The organism is Methylomonas sp. EFPC1, from assembly GCF_016925515.1.
Classification (GTDB): domain Bacteria; phylum Pseudomonadota; class Gammaproteobacteria; order Methylococcales; family Methylomonadaceae; genus Methylomonas; species Methylomonas defluvii.
In genome coordinates this window covers 1,390,299-1,407,871 of the sequence record NZ_CP070494.1, presented here as the reverse complement: position 1 = coordinate 1,407,871, position 17,573 = coordinate 1,390,299, and the positions used below count along the sequence as shown (strand labels likewise).

At 50.4% G+C, this 17,573-nt stretch carries 17 protein-coding genes; 3 read left to right on the top strand and 14 right to left on the bottom strand.

Annotated features, from left to right (window positions below):
- Positions 1–36: 36 nt before the first annotated feature.
- The 11 genes from xrtD to cutA all read right to left on the bottom strand — a co-directional run bounded on the left by xrtD (position 37) and on the right by cutA (position 10,739).
- Positions 37–1,638, bottom strand: a complete 1,602-nt coding sequence (xrtD, locus tag JWZ98_RS06660) for a VPLPA-CTERM-specific exosortase XrtD (protein ID WP_033158968.1) — start codon at positions 1,636–1,638, stop codon at positions 37–39.
- 185 nt (positions 1,639–1,823) lie between these two features.
- Positions 1,824–2,351 (bottom strand): hypothetical protein, encoded by a 528-nt coding sequence (locus JWZ98_RS06655; protein WP_033158967.1) that lies wholly within the window; start codon positions 2,349–2,351, stop codon positions 1,824–1,826.
- A 179-nt stretch (positions 2,352–2,530) separates the two neighbouring features.
- On the bottom strand, positions 2,531–3,727 hold the full coding sequence (locus tag JWZ98_RS06650; RefSeq protein ID WP_205453722.1) for a class I SAM-dependent rRNA methyltransferase: 1,197 nt from the start codon (positions 3,725–3,727) through the stop codon (positions 2,531–2,533).
- A 6-nt stretch (positions 3,728–3,733) separates the two neighbouring features.
- A complete protein-coding gene (locus tag JWZ98_RS06645; protein WP_205453721.1) occupies positions 3,734–4,303 on the bottom strand; it encodes a DUF3426 domain-containing protein in 570 nt (189 codons plus the stop codon).
- 79 nt (positions 4,304–4,382) lie between these two features.
- The gene (prmA, locus tag JWZ98_RS06640) at positions 4,383–5,267 is read right to left on the bottom strand and encodes a 50S ribosomal protein L11 methyltransferase (protein ID WP_171694617.1); all 885 of its coding nucleotides are present in this window, start codon (positions 5,265–5,267) and stop codon (positions 4,383–4,385) included.
- Between the two features lie 65 nt (positions 5,268–5,332).
- Positions 5,333–6,676: an acetyl-CoA carboxylase biotin carboxylase subunit gene (gene accC / locus JWZ98_RS06635; RefSeq protein WP_205453720.1), complete on the bottom strand. Its 1,344-nt coding sequence runs from the start codon at positions 6,674–6,676 to the stop codon at positions 5,333–5,335.
- A gap of 20 nt (positions 6,677–6,696) precedes the next feature.
- Positions 6,697–7,131 carry an acetyl-CoA carboxylase biotin carboxyl carrier protein gene (accB, locus tag JWZ98_RS06630; RefSeq protein WP_205453719.1) on the bottom strand — a complete coding sequence of 145 codons (435 nt, stop codon included), beginning with the start codon at positions 7,129–7,131 and terminating at the stop codon, positions 6,697–6,699.
- Complete coding sequence (gene aroQ / locus JWZ98_RS06625; protein ID WP_101051646.1) at positions 7,121–7,582, bottom strand: type II 3-dehydroquinate dehydratase; 462 nt, start codon at positions 7,580–7,582, stop codon at positions 7,121–7,123. Before aroQ ends, accB begins: the two co-directional genes overlap by 11 nt.
- Before the next feature lie 114 nt (positions 7,583–7,696).
- Entirely contained in the window at positions 7,697–8,224 is a 528-nt protein-coding gene (locus JWZ98_RS06620) for a TlpA disulfide reductase family protein (RefSeq protein WP_101051647.1), read from the bottom strand.
- On the bottom strand, positions 8,221–10,440 hold the full coding sequence (locus tag JWZ98_RS06615) for a protein-disulfide reductase DsbD (protein ID WP_205453718.1): 2,220 nt from the start codon (positions 10,438–10,440) through the stop codon (positions 8,221–8,223). Before JWZ98_RS06615 ends, JWZ98_RS06620 begins: the two co-directional genes overlap by 4 nt.
- On the bottom strand, positions 10,422–10,739 hold the full coding sequence (gene cutA, locus JWZ98_RS06610; protein ID WP_205453717.1) for a divalent-cation tolerance protein CutA: 318 nt from the start codon (positions 10,737–10,739) through the stop codon (positions 10,422–10,424). Before cutA ends, JWZ98_RS06615 begins: the two co-directional genes overlap by 19 nt.
- 72 nt (positions 10,740–10,811) lie before the next feature.
- On the opposite strand from cutA, the gene JWZ98_RS06605 reads away from it, so the two are divergent.
- Positions 10,812–11,252 carry an FxsA family protein gene (locus JWZ98_RS06605; protein ID WP_205453716.1) on the top strand — a complete coding sequence of 147 codons (441 nt, stop codon included), beginning with the start codon at positions 10,812–10,814 and terminating at the stop codon, positions 11,250–11,252.
- A gap of 61 nt (positions 11,253–11,313) precedes the next feature.
- On the opposite strand, the gene JWZ98_RS06600 is transcribed toward JWZ98_RS06605, so the two are convergent.
- Entirely contained in the window at positions 11,314–11,550 is a 237-nt protein-coding gene (locus tag JWZ98_RS06600) for a DUF2892 domain-containing protein (protein ID WP_205453715.1), read from the bottom strand.
- A 101-nt stretch (positions 11,551–11,651) separates the two neighbouring features.
- On the opposite strand from JWZ98_RS06600, the gene uvrD reads away from it, so the two are divergent.
- The gene (uvrD, locus tag JWZ98_RS06595) at positions 11,652–13,817 is read left to right on the top strand and encodes a DNA helicase II (RefSeq protein ID WP_205453714.1); all 2,166 of its coding nucleotides are present in this window, start codon (positions 11,652–11,654) and stop codon (positions 13,815–13,817) included.
- A 66-nt stretch (positions 13,818–13,883) separates the two neighbouring features.
- Here uvrD and pyk read toward each other — a convergent pair whose 3' ends face one another.
- The gene (gene pyk, locus JWZ98_RS06590) at positions 13,884–15,317 is read right to left on the bottom strand and encodes a pyruvate kinase (RefSeq protein ID WP_033158956.1); all 1,434 of its coding nucleotides are present in this window, start codon (positions 15,315–15,317) and stop codon (positions 13,884–13,886) included.
- A gap of 9 nt (positions 15,318–15,326) precedes the next feature.
- Positions 15,327–16,340 carry a type I glyceraldehyde-3-phosphate dehydrogenase gene (gene gap, locus JWZ98_RS06585; protein WP_033158955.1) on the bottom strand — a complete coding sequence of 338 codons (1,014 nt, stop codon included), beginning with the start codon at positions 16,338–16,340 and terminating at the stop codon, positions 15,327–15,329.
- A gap of 277 nt (positions 16,341–16,617) precedes the next feature.
- Between gap and ylqF the strand changes: the two genes are divergently transcribed.
- The gene (ylqF, locus tag JWZ98_RS06580; protein WP_205453713.1) at positions 16,618–17,538 is read left to right on the top strand and encodes a ribosome biogenesis GTPase YlqF; all 921 of its coding nucleotides are present in this window, start codon (positions 16,618–16,620) and stop codon (positions 17,536–17,538) included.
- Positions 17,539–17,573 lie beyond the last annotated feature (35 nt).

Here is a 17,573-nt window from a genome sequence, read left to right as displayed (position 1 = left end):
AAATTCGTCAGGCAATGAAGCCGACGTCTTAATTGATTAACCCGGTAAAGCCGAATAAACAGGCTCAATGATCTTACCCGGCAAATAGGCGGGTAACTCAGGCAATAAATCTTTTAAAAATAGATGCAGGCGTTTGTCGGCAACGGCAATATCTTCCACCTTATCCACAGGAGTCACCAAGCGAATCAAGGCCCCATCGGTGCGATTCATAGTGATGGCATCATAAAATAAATACCATTTGACCATATATTCGTTAGTTATCATCCGGCCGCGCTGCTGGAACCAAAAATACACTAATTGTCTGCTTTCGCCTTTTTGGATAATGGCCCGATTTACCTGCAATGCCTGCCCGTCCAGTTGCAAATCTGTGAACTCGCGTTGCTCGAAACTGCTGATCTGCCAACCATCCCCAGGAATACAACTGCGGGGCGAATGTACTACGGCGCCCTTGCGTTGCGATTGGTAGTACGCGCTGTAAAAATTAACGCTGTTCCGAGTTTCAGGCTGAGCAAAATTGACAATAACATAATCCGTCAATTTCAACTCGTTTAGATAAAATTGCGTTAAATAGTCATTACGTCCCTGCCAACTTCCCAACGTCGTCGGAAATGTTAAAAACGCTTTTCGCGCTGGAATAATGTCTTCCCGCCCCTTAAAGACCTCTGAAGCGCCTGCACCTATACAAAGCAATAGCAACACCGCGAAAACCGATTTGTTCAATATTGCGACAATATCTCGACGCGCCGTGTGGCTCCATTCTTCCGGAATCTGCACCAGTTCGCCCATTGCCAGTTTCCTACCGCTGATTCGGCTAAAAACCCACATCTCGATAAATAACAGAAACATGCAAAGCAAAAATACCGCCCAGCCTTCAAAATCATGCAAAAAGCCTTCAGCCATCTCAGTGCCCCAGTTATCGACCAGGACCCCGATGACACCAATCCGAAAGCTGTTCATAAAAATGGTCAGGGGCATCGACGACAGAAAAATCAGCAACTTCTGCCAGAATGGACCTTTAAACAGATAAGCGCATAGGAAAGCCAGACTGGCCAAAGGAAACAAATAACGCAATCCGCTACAGGCATCAACCACTTGCAACTTATAGCTGCCTAGATCGATAACATTCCCTTCCAGGTAAACCATGATGTCGCAAGCTCGTATAAATTCCACGCCCAACCAGGAAGAAATCAATTGCAGCTTTGACGACAGGTTATTCAGTATGAAAGATGGAAACGGCACCATGAAGACTAAAAACAACAGAGGGACAGCCCCAACCCGCAACCCGCGCAGCCCGAAAGCACTGCCAAACATCCCCGTCAACACCACCAGAAAAGCATACTGCTCCATGGTTTTTATGGTTGCCAACCCGCCCAGAATAAAAAGAATCAACCCTAAGCAGATAATGATGATACCGGGCAGCGACGCTTTAAATCCTTGAACCAAGACTAGCTCGCCGCGCCGCACCCAAAGCAGGTAAATAGTGATGATAGGTATAAAAAACCCGTGACTGTATTCCTCGACATTCGTCCATGTCGTCGCCATTTCGATAAGGCTATCTCTGAACACCACGCACAGCAGCAATAAAGCCGCACCCCATAATGACCAGACAATGGCCGGTTTCGTATTCTCTGTATTCATTCCGTGTCGAAAATAAGAATTGATGTTTAAATTTCCCCCATACCGGCACTGTTTGTTATGCGGTATGGAAATTTTGTCCTACTTACTAACCCGATCAATCGCAATAGCCCTAACCGGTAAATCTAACCATTATCCCCGAGCTTTATTAAAGCCGAGTGACACATCATGACAGACAAATAACACTTTTAGGCTTCGGGATCGGCAGTAAAAATCGGGTTTGTTTTGTCGTCTTCATGCAATTTAGCTTTTTCTTCAGGATAAATATGCCAAAAAGATTGATCGATAGCACCGTCGGTATAGCTGTTTTTACGATCATGGGTAAATGGACACCACCAGTTTTCCACCACTTTCACCATGTAAGCATGCCATTCGAATAAGCCCACACTCACCGGACAATACCAGGTGCAATTCAAAATCCAGAATAATTTCGATTGCGCCATGCTGAATTTGAATGACCCGTCCATCGTAATCTGATTTTTTAAATCATACCGATGGCTCGCCCTGGCCGGCAGAAAATCACTCCATTTTTTAACATTTTCCGCACCGACCAATTTCAGGCTGAAATAAGTCAAATAAGCGCTGGTAATCACAAACGGCAAGGTCAAAATCGGCAAATAGATAAACAGCAAACCGATAGCTCTGGATATAACCGGCATTTGTTTATGATGGCAACCGATATTGACGCGGTCTGCACAAGATTCGCAGGCTTTCATGTTTATTTCTCCTCTGGAGTCGTTATTATTATTTGCTCGCTATGGAGCAGTTGAAAAATGCTGCGACAACCTTCGCAACAGAATTTTTTTTCGCCCAGCAAAGTGTTGAGCTCAAATCCGGGAATCAACACCCGCTGACCGCACAGACCGCATTGGGGCTTGGAATCCACCATAATTGACTATAGCCGGCTCGATACTGCACAAAAAAAGGTTTTCAAATAATCGGTCTCAGGCAAGGCCGGATGAATCGGATGATCCGGGCCTTGAGTACCGGCACCGAAAAACACCAAGTGCCGGTCAATGTGCCGCGCCGAAGAACGCAATATTTCATGCAAATTATCTCTACTCAAATGATGCGAGCATGATGCCGAGACCAAAATACCATTATTCGACAAAACCTGTAGCGCCAAATGATTCAAGCGCCGATAGGCTTCGTACCCTGCTTTGAAATCTTTTTTACGTTTAATCAGCGCGGGCGGATCCAGGATAATCGCGTCGTAATGCTGTTGCTGTTCACGGGCTTGCTTCAAAAACTCGAACACGTCATTGCGCACGAATTGCATTTTGCCCTGCACCTGATTCAATTCAGCACTAGTGGAAGCTAAAGCCAACGCACTCTCGGAGCTATCCACACAACACACTTCCGCAGCGCCCGCCACTGCGGCAGGTATACCCCAAGCACCGGCATAGCTGAATAAATCAAGCACCCTTAAACCATGGCAAGCTTGAGCAAACTGCGCCCTACTGTTGCGATGATCGTAAAACCAACCGGTTTTTTGACCCTCTGCCACATTAACGAGAAAACGCACGTTGTTTTCTTCAATCAGCAATTGCTCAGGCAACTCGCCGTAAACCAGCTCAGGCTCCAAAGAGAGACTTTCCAACTGGCGCTGACTATTATCGTTTTTCAGCAAAATAGCCGTTGGCGCCAGCAGCTCAAGTAGGATCTTGACCAGCACATCCTTATACCGCTCCATTCCGGCAGTGGTAATTTGCACGGAAAGCACAACCCCAAAGCGATCAATTACCAAGCCGGGTAGACCATCGCTTTCGCCGAACACCAAGCGATAATAGGGCTTATCGAACAAACGCTCACGCAACCCTAAAGCTTGGGCCAAGCGCGCTTTAAAAAAATTTTCATTGATTTTGATATTGGTTTTGCGCGTCAACAAGCGCGCGCAAATGAGTGCATGAGGATTCAGATACGCTATCCCCAAAGCTTTACCGCCAGAATCGTGAACAAGGACTACGTCGCCTGCCGCAAACTGCTCCAAAGGGCTGCGCTGGGTATCGACCTCGTTGCTGAATACCCACAAATGCCCTTGCCGCAGACGTTTGTCTTCGTTTTTTTTAAGAAACAGTTCCGGGTAGCTCATATTGCCCTAAAGTAAGGAAAAGGTATAACCGCCAATTGGCGCAGCAGGCGGCACAACAAACAACCGAATTTCGACCGTTTGCTCTGGGGCGAGTGTTGTGGGTTTTAGAAGGTACTCCGCAGAACTAAACACCCGCTCCGCAATGGCCTGTCCATTAAAATTCAACACGCTCAGCTTCAAATCAGGCGCGGCTTGCGCATAAGGCGCCTGATTACTAAGTACAGCGCTAAACAAATAACCGCTATCGCTTCGAACACGCAAATCGCTATGGGAAACGCTCAATTCCTCAAGATTTCTATATGGCGGTAACCGGCAAGATAATGTCGCACAAACTTTATCTAAATGTGCTCTGAGCTGAGGCTGCATAGTTAAACGATAACCTTCGAAATACAGTATTTGTGCCACCAATAACAATGCCACTAAGCTGGTGGCAACAAACCAAACCCGCCGAGTCTGCGGCCCCTGGTCTAAAGTTTGGTGGTCTGGATACGGCAAGTCGTCGTTCAGTCGCGAATCTTTATCTTCACTAAGGAATCGCAACGCATCGAAAGATTTACCGCAAACCGAACAATCCAATAAGCCACGCGATTGCCGCAAATGCTCGACGGTAACTTCGTGTTGCTCAGCGCAATACGGGCACCGGCTAAACATCTATTCAGTCGGGTTTATGGGCATCCAATCGACACCAGTCTTCCTGGCTGACCGGCGGCGCCACAACAAACCCCTGCTCTCGATAAGCTGCCGCTACAGACTCGGCTTGTTCGTTCAAGATGCCTGACAAAACCAACTGCCCGCCCGGCCTGACCAATGCGCCAATCGTTGGGGCCAGCTCAATCAGCGGTTTAGCGAGAATATTGGCAAGTACCAAATCAGCTGCAAACCCGGAAAACTGTTCGGGCAGATAATAATCGATCCGTTGCTGAACCTGATTTTTTTCGGCGTTGTATTGACTGGCGGTCAACGCCTGCGGATCAATATCTACCGCATGCGCCCGCTTGGCACCGAGTAACAACGCTGCGACGGCAAGAATCCCCGATCCACAGCCGTAGTCGATTAATACTTTATCCTTAATATCGTTACCGGCCAACCACTCCAAACACAATGCAGTCGTCGGATGGGTTCCGGTGCCGAATGCCAAGCCGGGATCCAAAGTCATGCAAACCGTACCCGGCTCGTGCTGTTCCTGGCCGCTGGGGCAAATCCACAAACGATTGGCAAACTTCATCGCCTGGAAATGCTCCATCCACGCCCGCTCCCAGGCTTGATCTTGCAAAACCTCAGCTACCCATTCCTGCAAAGGCTGACCGATAAACTGATTGAACAACAAGTTGCGAACAATATCCGGATCGGTATCGAGCTCGAACAAAGCCGTGACCCGAGTACGAGTCCAGATTTTGGTTTGATCAATGGCCGGTTCGTAAACCGGCTCATCATCGGCATCGCTGTAAGTCACCGAGACCGCGCCCAATTCGCTGAAAAACTCCGATATGTCGGGAGCGGTGGTTTCGTCGGTGATAACGGAAAGCTGATGCCAGGCCATAGTTATATAAAGCGTTTAGCAGGGAAAGAAGACGCCATTTTCGTCATCTCCTCGCCCATACCGAATTAATGGATACCCAATTTCTTTTCGAGGTAATGGATATTTTGCCCACCCAGAGCGAACGCCGCGTCAGCCATAATGCTCTGTTGCAAGGGGATATTGGTTTTGATGCCGTCTATCACCATTTCACTCAGTGCGGTCTTCATCCGGGCAATCGCGCTAGCCCTATCGTCACCGTGTGCAATCAGCTTGCCGATCATGGAATCGTAGTACGGCGGCACTTTATAGCCATTATAGATATGCGTCTCGCAACGGATACCCGGGCCACCCGGCATGTGGAATTGATCGATTACACCAGGGCTTGGCATAAAGGTTTTCGGATCTTCCGCATTCAAACGGCATTCGATGGCATGGCCGGTAAATTTCACCTGGTCTTGCGTGATCGACAAAGGCTCGCCGGCAGCAATCCGCAACTGTTCCTTCACAATATCGAAGCCGGTAATCATCTCGGTGACCGGATGCTCGACCTGCACCCGCGTATTCATTTCTATGAAGTAAAACTGGCCTTTTTCATAGAGAAACTCGAAAGTACCGGCACCTAGATAACCGATTTCCCGGCAAGCCAGCGCGCAACGCTCGCCCATCTGTTTGCGTTGCTCTTCGGTAATACCCGGCGCAGGCGCTTCTTCCACCACTTTTTGATGACGGCGCTGCATGGAACAATCGCGCTCACCCAGATGTATCGCATTGCCGTGCGAGTCTGCCAACACCTGAAACTCGATATGCCGCGGATCTTCCAGAAACTTTTCCATATAGACGGTGCTATTGCCGAACGCGGTGCCGGCTTCGGCCTTGGTCATCGCAATGGCATTTAGCAGTGCGCTTTCGGTATGCACGGTGCGCATACCGCGACCGCCACCGCCGCCAGCAGCCTTAATGATCACAGGATAACCAATTTCCCGCGCCATTTTCAGATTGGTTTCCTCATCGTCCCCCAAAGGATCACCATTACCCGGCACGCAAGGGATACCCGCAGCCTGCATGGCTTTTTTTGCGGCGATCTTGTCACCCATCATCCGAATGGTATCAGGCCTTGGACCGATAAATACAAAGCCGCTTTGACTCACTTTCTCAGAAAAATCGGCATTTTCGGATAAGAAACCGTAACCGGGATGGATAGCTTCTGCATCCGTCACTTCGGCGGCGCTGATAATCGCCGGGATATTCAAATAGCTGGCGGCGGATGCCGCGGGACCGATACAGACTGCTTCATCGGCCAGTCTGACGTGTTTTAAGTCACGATCTGCTTCGGAATACACTGCCACGGTTTTAATACCCAATTCGCGACAGGCCCGCAAAATGCGCAAAGCAATCTCGCCGCGATTGGCGATAACAATTTTCTCAAACATTAGTCCAGCCCCTTTGTCCGTTATTCAATGATGAACAAAGGTTGGCCATATTCGACCGGATGGCCGTTTTCAACCAGAATTTGCTTGATTTTGCCGCTTTTATCCGCCTCGATCTGATTCAAAATCTTCATCGCTTCGATGATGCACAAGGTTTGACCATTGCTAACCGACTGACCTACCTCGACAAATGCCGCTGAACCAGGCGATGCAGAGCGATAAAATGTCCCGACCATCGGCGACTTCACAACATGACCACTGACTTTCTCTTCCACTGGCGCGACCGCGGCGGAGGCCGCAGCTACCGGTGCCGAAGCCACCGGGGCAGCATATTGCACCGGCGCAGCCGCCGAATAACGGCTGATTTTCACTGATTCTTCGCCTTCGCGAATCTCTATTTCAGCAATATCGGATTCCTCGATAAGATCAATCAGTTTTTTTATTTTTCTAATATCCATTGTTCTGAGTTCTCTCTAGTAATATCTGATGAGCGGCTTGCAAAGCCAATTCGTAACCGTTCGCCCCCAATCCGCAGATAACGCCGACGGCGATATCCGAAAAATACGAATGCTTCCTGAAAGGCTCACGGGCATGCACGTTCGATAAATGTACTTCTATGAATGCAATCTTGGTTGCCAGCAAGGCATCGCGAATCGCCACGCTGGTATGGGTAAATGCGGCGGGATTGATAATGATAAAATCGACGCCCTGCCGATAAGCCTGATGAATTTGTTCAACAATTTCATGCTCGGCGTTGCTTTGCAGGAAATTTAATTGATGCCCCAATGTTTGGGCCAACCGCTCCATTCCCTGCTGAATGCTTTGCAATGTTTTGCTACCGTAAAGCCCAGGTTCCCGGACGCCTAACAGATTTAAATTGGGTCCATTGAGAACCGTGAGGTTTGCCATTGCCGGTGCCGAACAAAAATTAGCTAAATAAGAATGAATTCTGCCTAATTTGTAGGTTTTTGTCCAGATAAACCGTTTTTCACTTCATTAGCCTGCGTTTTAGCGCTTTTTCAGTCATTTTGCCGTCAACAACGGCGCAATCACTTCCAGCACTTTGTCTCGGGTCAATTCGCCTAATTGATGATGCACAATTTGCCCTTGTTGATTAATGATCACCGTGAACGGCACGGTGTTGATCACATTGCCCAGCTGTTGAGCCAACATCGTTGCACCTTCGCCGCCAATCAACACCGGATAATTGATTTTGATACGTTTAAGGTAGTCTTCTACCGGTTGCTTGTCTTCGATGGCAATGCCGACAAACTGCACGCCTTGATCTTTATACTCATCCTGAAGCTTGATGAACTCGGGAATTTCCTTCAAACAGGGCGGACACCAGGTTGCCCAGAAGTTGATAATCAATATTTTGCCTTGCCATTGCGTGACCGATTGCGGCGTATCCGCCAGGTCAGGCAAGCTGAAATTGATTTGCGGAGTCGGTTTACCGGCTTCGGGGGCTGCGAAATATTGTCTTACAAACAGACCGGCCGCCAGTGCAACAAAGGCAATAGCGGTGACTATCAGTACGATTTTTTTATTCATAGTTGTTGCAAGGTTCTTAAAAAAGTAGCGGCATCCTGGTAGCCGATCACGCGCTGCGCAGCCTGTTCACGGCCATCGGCACCGAAAAATATGATGCCCGGCGGCCCAACTAGCTCGAAGCGTTTTAACAAGGCTTTATCCGCCTCATTGTTATCGGTCACATCGGCCTGGAGCAGCACAAAATCAGCCAATTGTCGCTTAACCTGCGGATCGGTGAAGGTGTAAGCCTCCATCTCTTTACAGGAAATACACCAATCGGCATAGAAATCCAGCATCACCAGCTTGCCGCTGGCCGTTGCCTGCTGGATGCGTTGCTCCAATTCCGCCACCGATGCCACCCGCTGAAAACTAAGCCCCTGAACCGGTTCCTGCGCTTGCGCATTGAAACCCATGCCTTGCAGGGGCTGTAGGGGATTATCGTTTCCGGCGCTCAAGCCGATCAACTGCAGAACGCCGAATACGAGCATGATAATGCCCAAACCTTTCCACAGTTTACGCCAACCGGAAGCCGTTTCCGGCAAAGAATCGATTGCCCCGAGAAATATGGCCGGAATAACCAACAATAAAGCCCACAAAAACATCGTCACCGCAGCCGGCAAAATCCGCGATAACATCCACACCGCCACGGCCAGCATCGCCACGCCGAATACGGCTTTGGTGGCATTCAGCCAATCACCGGCCTTGGGCAGCAATTTGCCAGCTGATGCGCCCAACAGTAATAACGGTGCGCCCATACCAAGGCCCATCATGAACAACGCCAAACCGCCCAACACCACATCACCGGTTTGACCGATGTAAATCAATGCCGCTGCCAGCGGGGCTGCCACACAAGGTCCGACGATCAGCGACGACAGCGCCCCCATGATACCGGCGCCAAGATAAGAACCATCGCGATGCTTATCGCTGGAGTGATGCAAGGCGGATTGCAGCGATTTAGGCAGCTCCAAATGGTAAAAACCAAACATCGACAGCGATAACAGCACGAATAATCCTGAAAACACGGCGATTACCCAAGGCTCTTGAAAGGTCGCTTGCAGATTGCTGCCGAACAAAGCCGCCAAGATACCGAACAGTGTATACATCAACGCCGAAGCCAATACATAACTCAAGGACAGCAAGAAGGCCTTGCGCGTACCGATTTGGTCACCATGGCCGACGATGATGCCGGACAGAATCGGAATCATCGGAAACACACATGGGGTAAAGGCCAGCAACAAGCCAAACCCGAAAAAACTGAGTAAAGTCAGCGCCAAACTATCATGCCGCAAAGCATTGACGATTTTATCCTGCTCCGACAACTCGGCAACCGCGGCCGGTTTGGCTTGCTGCAATGCATCAGTAGGCGGCAAGTCAAGGCTCACCTTGGATTGCATGGGCGGATAGCACACACCGCGGTCGGCGCAACCTTGAAACTTTGCCAGCAACTCAATGGTTTCGGCGGCCTTGCTATCTCGCAACAGCGGTATATCGACGCTGATCTGGTTTCGGTAGATTTGCACCTGACCAAACTCAGCGTCGTGGTAAGCAGCGCCTTCCGGAAGCTGCAACGGTGTCAGCCGCGTCTGGCTAGAGCCTTCCGCTTTAACCGACAACTTATCCTTATAAAGGTAATAACCCTCGGCAATTTGCCAGGTTGCTTGCACAGTATGCGGATCTTTCAAAGTGGCGAAAAACTGAAAGGCTTGTTCCGCCGGCAATAACTCCTCGGAAAACAAGCCGGGCGACAAGCCCTTTAGACCTTTGACAAACTGGTTGAGCGCCCCATTGTTTGCGGCGGCCGAAGCTGCAGGGAGCGCCACATCCAGCAGTACTTTTTGCGGCGGATAACAAACCCCGGCATCCGCACAACCTTGGTATTTAACCAGCAGCTTTAATTGGGTTTCACGGCCTTGATTAATCAGCGGCACCACTACATCCAGCGTGTTGCGATACACCACCACGTCACCCAGACTTGGGTCATGCTCGGTAACGCCTTCCGGCATACTCGCCTGGCCCAGCTGAATCGATTCGGTTTGTGACTGGAACTTGGTCTTATCGCGATACAGGTGGTAGCCTTCGACTATCTGCCAATGCAATTCAACTTTATCGGCAGTTTCGGCCGTAGCAGTTAACTTGAATGCCTGGTCCGGGGGCAAAAAATCCTGGCTGTCCAGCGCCGCCGCAGTGCGCCAAAAAACAGCGAATAAACATAATAAAATCAGTCGATGCCAAGGCATGAGTCTATCCATTTCAAATAATCCAGCGAGCCGCTTGCTATCGCGACCGCAATAATTTCCGGGAGTTGGTAAGGGTGTAGGCTTTTCAGCGTCGCTTCAATGGCCGCATAGCGGTCTTGATGACTTTTGATGAGCAGCAAATGTTCCTGAGCGGTTTCAATTTCACCTTGCCATTCATAGACCGAGCGCACACCTGGCAAGATGTTCACGCAGGCCGCTAATTTTTGGGTTATCAGAGTGCCGGCCAGTTTGTCAGCAACCTCTAGGTCCGGGCAGGTACAAAGAATCAATTGATACATCGCGATATTATCCTGGAATTTGCACCAAGATGCTCTTAGTATTAGCGGCTTTTTACCGCAACCGGACTCAACATGAAAACCATGCAAATTCTGTTTATCGCTTTTTTGATCGTGCCGTTTGTGGAAATATACGTGCTATTGCAAGTCGGTGGCTTGATCGGCGCCTTTCCCACTATTCTATTGGTGGTGTTTACCGCTGTATTGGGCGCTTGGCTACTACGTCGGCAAGGTTTCACCACCTGGCAGCGCTTCCAGTCCAGGTTGGCACAAGGGGAAATTCCGGCTTATGAAATGATCGAGGGCCCGATATTGCTGGTAGGTGGAGCGCTGTTATTGACGCCGGGATTTTTCACCGACCTGCTGGGTTTCGCTTGTCTGATTCCAACCTTACGCAGAAAGATAGCTCAGTACATTATTGAGCATCATTTGCTGCAAACTCAGGTGAGTTCTGTGTTTCAGCAGGCACAAAACTCGCGAACCATTATCGAAGGCGAGTACAACAAACAAGATTAATAAGGTTTTTTTGAATCCGAATCCGCGCCAAAGGCGCAGATTCGGAGCCGATCACTAGCACTTATTGACCGGTGGACCCTGCATCGGTACCCAAGGTATTTTTGTCCATACCGGAATATACCGGGCACCAGCCGGAATAACTGGTCGCAACCAAGACCAAGCCAACCAACAACATCAGGATGCTGGCGGTAAACAGCGATACGCTGAGCAGCACCACGCCAGAAACCATGCGAACTTTCTTATCTTTCTCGCCGATGTTGTGCTCAAATTTGATCAAACGTTTATAATCGAAGCTCATTTCCAATCCTCTCTGTGTTGTAGTTATTAGTCCCGACGCACGGCTTTCCCTTAAAGGCAAGCAAATATACACAGCTCCTCAAAATCTGCAAGCTATAAAAAATGGACGTCTCTTCTATCATCACCTCCTTAAACGACGACCAGCGCCTGGCCGTTTCCGCTCCCATGCAAGCGATGCTGGTATTGGCCGGCGCCGGTAGCGGCAAAACCCGGGTATTGGTCCATCGCATCGCCTGGCATATTCAAGTAAACGGCATTTCGCCCTATAACATCTTGGCGGTGACCTTTACCAACAAAGCCGCCAACGAAATGCGCAACCGTATCGAAGAGTTGCTCGAAACCCCAGCCCGCGCCATGTGGATAGGCACTTTCCACGGCCTAGCCCACCGCTTATTGAGGCAACACGCCAAACAAGCCAATCTGCCGGAAACGTTTCAGGTGATGGACAGCGATGATCAACTGCGCATCATCAAACGGCTGATGAAAAACCTGAATCTGGACGACAGCAAATGGCCGCCCAAGCAGGCGCAATGGTTTATCAACGCGCAAAAAGACGAAGGCATTCGCGCCAAGCACATGCAGGACAGCGGCGATTTTTATAATCGGCAGATGAAGGAAGTTTATCTGGCTTACGAGGAAGTATGCCAACGCTCCGGCTTGGTGGATTTTGCCGAGCTATTACTGAGAGCTCATGAACTGTTGCGCGATAACGAGGACTTACTGGCCTTTTACCGGCAGCGTTTCCAACAAGTCCATGTCGACGAATTTCAAGACACCAACACCATCCAATACGCCTGGCTGCGCCTGCTGACCGAAGGCAACAACAATCTGTTCGTGGTCGGCGACGACGATCAATCGATCTACGGCTGGCGCGGCGCCAAAATCGAGAATATTTTCAATTTCCAAAAGCACTATCCCGAGCACGGTATCGTCCGCCTGGAGCAAAACTACCGCTCCACCGGCCACATTCTGAAAGCCGCCAACACCCTGATCGCCAATAATGACAATCGAATGGGCAAGGAATTATGGACTGCTGCCGGCGAAGGTCAGGCCATTTCCTTGTATTCGGCGTTTAACGAGCAAGATGAAGCGTATTTCGTGGTCGAGAAAATTCGGCAATGGGTTAGAGATGGTGGCTTACGCAGCGAGACCGCAATTTTGTATCGATCCAACGCCCAATCGCGACAGTTTGAAGAACGCTTGATGACCACCGCCACCCCTTACAGGGTATACGGCGGCCTGCGATTTTTCGAGCGTATGGAAATCAAAAATGCCCTCGCCTATTTACGACTGTCTACCAACCCGCACGATGACCCTTCGTTTGAACGGGTAGTGAATACGCCAACACGCGGTATTGGGGCCAAAACCCTGGACGACATGCGCATTTTGGCCCGCGAACAGCAACTATCGATGTGGCAAGCTGCGTTGGCGATGTTGGAAAGCAATCAACTACCTGCCCGCGCCAGCAATGCCCTGCGTGGTTTTTTAAACCTGATTATCGCGCTCGGCGAAACGACGAAAGAATTGAGTCTGCACGAGACGGTCAAACAAGTCGTTGAGACCAGCGGCTTAATCGAACTGTATAAGAAAGAAAAACAGGACAAAGGCGAAGCCAGAGTGGAAAACCTGGAGGAGTTAGTCAACGCCGCCAGACTATTTGATTACGACAGCGAAAACGCCGAAAACCTGGGCGAGTTGGACATGTTCTTAGCGCACGCCGCATTGGAAGCCGGCGAAATGCAAGGCGAAGTCGATGAGGATTGTGTGCAACTGATGACACTGCATTCGGCTAAAGGCTTGGAATTCAAACTGGTGTTTCTGGTGGGCCTGGAAGAAGGCCTATTCCCTTCGCAACAAGCGCTGGACGATCCCGGGCGATTACAGGAAGAGCGCCGGTTGTGCTATGTCGGCATAACTCGGGCAATGCAACAGCTATATCTGACGCACGCCGAGTCGCGGCGGCTTTACGGCAAGGATAGTTATCCGCGCGCCTCGCGGTTTTTGCGCGAACTGCCGCCGGAATCGATTCAGGAAATCAGGTTACGTGCCAATGTCAGCAGACCGGCTACCAATAGCGCACCGCAGTCCAAAGGTTTGGGCAGCAAGGGTACTTACAAACTCGGACAGCCTGTCAGGCACGAAAAATTCGGCGAAGGCGTGGTACTACAAATGGAAGGCGAAGGCGAACAAGAGCGGGTGCAAATCAATTTCCGCAACGCGGGCATCAAATGGCTGATGCTGGCTTACGCCAAACTGGATGCTGCTTAGAATATATTAAAAACGCGGCGTGCGGATCAACCGAACGCCGCGAAACAGGACAAGCCGACTAAAAAATTAGTCGGTGACAGTAATGACCTTCAGGGAGTTAGTCCCGCCGCTGGCGCCGGTCAAGTCGCCTTTGGTGCGGATCAGTGCATCGCCCGCTTTTACGACACCACGGACTTTCAAAGCCTTGATCAGGCTGTCGGTCACGCTGGCCGACTCCATTTTCTCCTTAGCAAACGGAATCGGAAACACACCTTTGTAAAGAGTCACACGCCCCAAAGTGCGCTCCTGACTGCTGAAGGCAAAGATAGGAATATCCGAGCTGATCCGCGACATCCAAAGCGGAGTAGAACCCGACTCGGTCAAAGACGCTATACCGGCAATTTTGGTATGGTTGGCCATATACATCGCAGACATCGCAATCGCTTCGTCCATCCGTTCGAACTTGTCGGTCATCCTATGCATGGACTTGGTCACGCTAGGTTGCTTTTCAGTTTCCAAACAAATACGAACCATGGCTTGCACGGTTTTCACCGGATGCTTGCCTGAGGCGGTTTCAGCGGACAACATGATCGCATCGGTACCATCGACAATGGCGTTGGCCACATCGAATACTTCCGCACGGGTCGGGATTGGATTCTCGATCATCGACTCCATCATTTGCGTAGCCGTGATCACCGCCCGGTTCAACTCGCGCGAACGGCTGATCAGCAGTTTTTGCGCAGCCGGCAAATTGGCGTCGCCGATTTCCACACCCAAGTCGCCACGCGCGACCATGATCGCGTCGGAGGCCAAGATGATTTCGTCGATGACTTCCATCGCTTCCGCACGCTCTACCTTGGCAACCAAACCGGCGTATGAACCGGCTGCTTGCAACAGCTCACGAGCTTCGTTCATATCCGCTGCCGTACGCGGGAAGGAAATCGCCACGTAATCGGCTTGAATCACCGCGATGGTTTTGATGTCTTCTTTGTCTTTGTCAGTCAAAGCTGCCGCGGACAAACCGCCACCCAACAAATTGATGCCTTTGTTGTTGGACAAATCGCCGCCAACTACTACCGTGGTATTGACGCGGGTGTTGTTTTCAACATTGACCACGTCCAATACAACCCGCCCGTCGTCCAGCAACAACCGTGTACCCGGTTTCACTTCACGCGCCAACGGCTCGTAGCTGATGCCGACTTGGGTGTTGTCGCCATCCAGTTTGCCTAGATTAATGTCCAAAGCAAAAGCTTGACCTTCTTCCAACCAAACTTTGTTCTCTTTAAACCGCTCGATACGGATTTTCGGACCTTGCAAATCGGCCAGAATACCGACGCGACGCCCGGTTTTTTTACTCAGCTCGCGAACCCGGTTGGCGCGGTCGATATGATCCTGCGCCGAACCGTGCGAGAAATTAAGCCTGACAACGTCAATTCCAGCCTCGAACAACTCTTCAAGTACACCGGGTTTGTCCGTAGCAGGTCCCAGCGTAGCCAGGATTTTCGTTCTTCGTAACAGCATGTAAACCCTTTATTTGGCGTTAAACAAAGCAACCGTGGTATCGAGCATACGGTTTGAGAAACCCCACTCGTTGTCATACCAGGACAGGACTTTCACGAAATTGCCGCCGGTGACTTTGGTCAGGCCCGCTTCGTAGATAGAAGAATGTGGGTTGTGGTTAAAGTCCATGGATACCAAAGGCTCGTCGTTGATGGCCAAAATGCCTTTTAATGGGCCGGCAGCCGCTTCGCGCAGGATGCTGTCGATTTCTTCTTTGGTGGTGTTGCGTGATGCTTGGAAGCACAAATCCACCACAGAAACGTTGATGGTTGGTACGCGCATAGCAAAACCGTCCAGTTTGCCTTTCATTTCCGGCAATACCAAACCTACTGCGGCAGCAGCACCGGTTTTGGTGGGGATCATCGATTGCGTGGCTGAACGCGCGCGGTGCAAGTCGCTGTGGTATACGTCGGTCAATACTTGGTCGTTAGTGTAAGAGTGAATGGTGGTCATCAAACCGTGATCGACACCAATGCTGTCCATCAAAGGTTTAACCAAAGGCGCCAAGCAGTTGGTGGTGCAAGAAGCGTTGGAGATAACGGTGTCGGACGCTTTCAAGGTTTGGTGGTTAACACCGTAAACAATCGTGGCATCGACATCGTTGCCGCCAGGTGCGGAGATAATGACTTTTTTCGCGCCAGCAGTGATATGCGCGGACGCTTTGGCTTTGCTGGTGAAGAAGCCGGTGCACTCATGAACCACATCAATACCCAATTCCGCCCAAGGCAATTTAGCGGGATCTCTTTCAGCAAATACCCGGATTTTATCGCCATTGATTACGATGTAATCACCGTCTACAGACACATCAAACGGAAATTTACCATGTACGGTGTCGTATTTGGTCAAGTGTGCGTTGGTTTTGGAATCGCCCAAATCGTTGATAGCGACCACTTGGATCTCGTTGGTGCGACCTGATTCGTACAAAGCGCGCATGACATTGCGACCGATACGACCATAACCGTTAATTGCAACTTTAATTGCCATAGAGTTTTCTCCGGGATGAGTGTGAAAGACTTGCGTCGAGATGTGCCAAAAGCACCAAAAATAGACTGGATTGTAGCAACAAGCAGTCCTGTACGTCTACCGCCGCGGCGCGTTGCGGCCTACAGAAATCCGGCTTTTTAAACATGTCGGGGCTCTCCCCCTGTTAAAGGGCGCTTACCATCCTGCACCTATAAGCCCTAAAGACAAACCAGTAATCAATAGCGCCGGCCCGATAAAAGGTACAATTCTATTTTTTCCACTTACCGCAGCACAACCCATGCAAATTCAATGGTATCCCGGCCACATGCACAAGGCCAGCAAGGAGATCAAGCACGCCTTGCCCGACATCGATTTGCTGATTGAAATACTCGATGCCCGCATTCCTTACAGCAGCCAAAACCCCATGCTGGCCAGTCTGCGCGGCGACAAACCCACCATCCGCGTCCTCAGCAAAACCGATTTGGCCGACCCTGAACTGACTAAAAAATGGCAAGCCTATCTGGAGCGAGAACAAGCGGTAAAAACATTGGCCGTCACCACTCAACAGCCGGAAAAAATCAAACAGATTATCGACTTGTGCGCGAAGATGCTGCCGGATAAAACCGCCGCCAACAAAGTGATCCGCACCATGATCATGGGCATACCCAACGTCGGCAAATCCACCATTATTAATGTGCTGGCCGGCCGTACCATCGCCAAGACCGGCAACGAACCTGCCGTTACCAAGCAGCAGCAGAAAATCAATCTAGGCAATAATATCGTCCTTTCCGACACGCCCGGCGTGCTGTGGCCGAACGTCGAAAACCGCCACAGCGGCTACCGACTGGCAGTAAGCGGCGCCATCAAGGATACGGCTTTCCAACACGACGACATAGCACTGTATGCCTTGGAGTATCTGCGGACAGCCTACCCGGAGCAGTTAAGCCAGCGCTATCGTTTGGCACCTTTGCCAGAAGAACCGCTCGTGCTATTACAAGCCATCGGCTCCAAACGCGGCTGTTTGCGTAGCGGCGGCATCGTCGAACTGGACAAAGCAGCCAAGCTATTAATGAACGAATTGCGTGCCGGCACCTTGGGTCAAATTACCCTGGAAACTCCCGAGATGATAGAAGCGGAAATGCTGGAACTGGCCGCCATCCGCGAGCAAAAGGCCGCTAAACAAGCAGCCAGACGGCGCGGCGGCAACCCACAGAATTAAAAGTCGCCAGACTAGAGCTCATCTCATCCCAAGTC

Bases quoted from the DNA above. Each gene is read 5' to 3' on its own strand.
- xrtD (WP_033158968.1), bottom strand. From the start codon at position 1,638: ATGAATACAGAGAATACGAAACCGGCCATTGTCTGGTCATTATGGGGT.
- JWZ98_RS06655 (WP_033158967.1), bottom strand. From the start codon at position 2,351: ATGAAAGCCTGCGAATCTTGTGCAGACCGCGTCAATATCGGTTGCCAT.
- JWZ98_RS06650 (WP_205453722.1), bottom strand. From the start codon at position 3,727: ATGAGCTACCCGGAACTGTTTCTTAAAAAAAACGAAGACAAACGTCTG.
- prmA (WP_171694617.1), bottom strand. From the start codon at position 5,267: ATGGCCTGGCATCAGCTTTCCGTTATCACCGACGAAACCACCGCTCCC.
- accC (WP_205453720.1), bottom strand. From the start codon at position 6,676: ATGTTTGAGAAAATTGTTATCGCCAATCGCGGCGAGATTGCTTTGCGC.
- accB (WP_205453719.1), bottom strand. From the start codon at position 7,131: ATGGATATTAGAAAAATAAAAAAACTGATTGATCTTATCGAGGAATCC.
- aroQ (WP_101051646.1), bottom strand. From the start codon at position 7,582: ATGGCAAACCTCACGGTTCTCAATGGACCCAATTTAAATCTGTTAGGC.
- JWZ98_RS06620 (WP_101051647.1), bottom strand. From the start codon at position 8,224: ATGAATAAAAAAATCGTACTGATAGTCACCGCTATTGCCTTTGTTGCA.
- JWZ98_RS06615 (WP_205453718.1), bottom strand. From the start codon at position 10,440: ATGCCTTGGCATCGACTGATTTTATTATGTTTATTCGCTGTTTTTTGG.
- cutA (WP_205453717.1), bottom strand. From the start codon at position 10,739: ATGTATCAATTGATTCTTTGTACCTGCCCGGACCTAGAGGTTGCTGAC.
- JWZ98_RS06605 (WP_205453716.1), top strand. From the start codon at position 10,812: ATGAAAACCATGCAAATTCTGTTTATCGCTTTTTTGATCGTGCCGTTT.
- JWZ98_RS06600 (WP_205453715.1), bottom strand. From the start codon at position 11,550: ATGAGCTTCGATTATAAACGTTTGATCAAATTTGAGCACAACATCGGC.
- uvrD (WP_205453714.1), top strand. From the start codon at position 11,652: ATGGACGTCTCTTCTATCATCACCTCCTTAAACGACGACCAGCGCCTG.
- pyk (WP_033158956.1), bottom strand. From the start codon at position 15,317: ATGCTGTTACGAAGAACGAAAATCCTGGCTACGCTGGGACCTGCTACG.
- gap (WP_033158955.1), bottom strand. From the start codon at position 16,340: ATGGCAATTAAAGTTGCAATTAACGGTTATGGTCGTATCGGTCGCAAT.
- ylqF (WP_205453713.1), top strand. From the start codon at position 16,618: ATGCAAATTCAATGGTATCCCGGCCACATGCACAAGGCCAGCAAGGAG.